Annotated in this window: 2 protein-coding genes; both read right to left on the bottom strand. The window is 76.2% G+C overall.

The window, feature by feature from the left end; genetic code table 11:
• Nucleotides 1–109: 109 nt before the first annotated feature.
• The gene (locus tag AC1DUQ_RS21960; RefSeq protein WP_477060042.1) at nt 110–736 is read right to left on the bottom strand and encodes a C40 family peptidase; all 627 of its coding nucleotides are present in this window, start codon (nt 734–736) and stop codon (nt 110–112) included.
• Nucleotides 733–1,031: flagellar FliJ family protein (locus AC1DUQ_RS21955; protein WP_477074667.1), on the bottom strand; the 299-nt coding region annotated here is incomplete at its 5' end. The genes AC1DUQ_RS21955 and AC1DUQ_RS21960, both read right to left, overlap by 4 nt.

The raw sequence follows: 1,031 nt of genomic DNA, 5'->3' as shown, positions 1-1,031 counted from the left end.
GCCCGCGCGGACACCTGCTCGAGCACCTGGGCGAAGTCGCCCTGCGGCGCGGTCGCGCCGGTGCGGGCGGGTCGCGGGGCGGCCGGCGGCAGTGCCGTGAGGGCGGCGGTCATGCGGTGGCGCCCAGTCCGGCGAGCGCCTGGAGTGCGGCACGCTGCGCGGCGGCGACCGCCGTACGGCTGTCCGTGGTCGCGGTCGCTGCGGCTCCGGCCTGCGGCAGGATGCGGCGGATAGCCGTCGGCTCCGTGTAGACGTCGCGGACGATCACCGCCTTGCCGGGCTTGGGGGCGTCGATCATCTTGCCGTCTCCCACGTAGATCCCGATGTGGCTGCCGCCCCCGAAGACGACGAGGTCCCCGGGCAGCGCCTGGTCGAGCGACGGGACCGCGGTCCCGAGGGTCATCTGCTCGCGGGCGACCCGCGGCACGTCCGTCACGCCGATGTCGGCGAGCGCGCGCTGCACCAGCCCGGAGCAGTCGAGGCCGCCCTCGTCGAGCGACTCCCCGCCCCACACGTACGGCACGCCGAGGTACGTCGTGGCCGCGGAGACGAGATCCTGGCCGGTAGGTGCCGCCGTGGTCGGCGTGGTGGTCTGCACGGCCGCGGCCGCGGTGAGCGCGGCGTCGAACGAGATGCTCGCCGTCGGCCTCGCGACCGTCGCGGTGGGTGCCGGTCCCTCGACCACCTGGCGCAGCTCCCCGATCCGGGCCTGCACGGCCATGATCCCGGCGGTCATGCGTCCGTCCCCCGGTCCTCGGCGGCGCGTCGACCGGCAACCTCGTCGAGCACCTTCTGCTCCGCGCGCGCCTCCTCGGCACGCTCCGCCTCGTCGTGCCGCTCCTCGAGCCGCTCGAGCGCCCGCACGCGCTGGCGCGCATCGGTCCAGGTCTGCGCGCGGTCGTCGGTCGCGGACTCGGCCTGCACCACCTCGACGCGCCTCTCGACGAGCAGCGCCCCGAGCGCGGCCCGACCGGCAACCGCCGCGTGCCAGGCGAGGCGGTCGCCCACGGCGGGCATGGTCGACCCCGAGA

It is taken from the genome of Cellulomonas sp. P4_B5_2 (assembly GCF_056402235.1).
The sequence above is the reverse complement of the archived record's forward strand: the minus strand, read 5'-3'. Positions and strand labels throughout refer to the sequence as shown.

Coding starts and splice junctions, on each gene's coding strand:
- AC1DUQ_RS21960 (WP_477060042.1), bottom strand. CDS start 736: ATGACCGCCGGGATCATGGCCGTGCAGGCCCGGATCGGGGAGCTGCGC.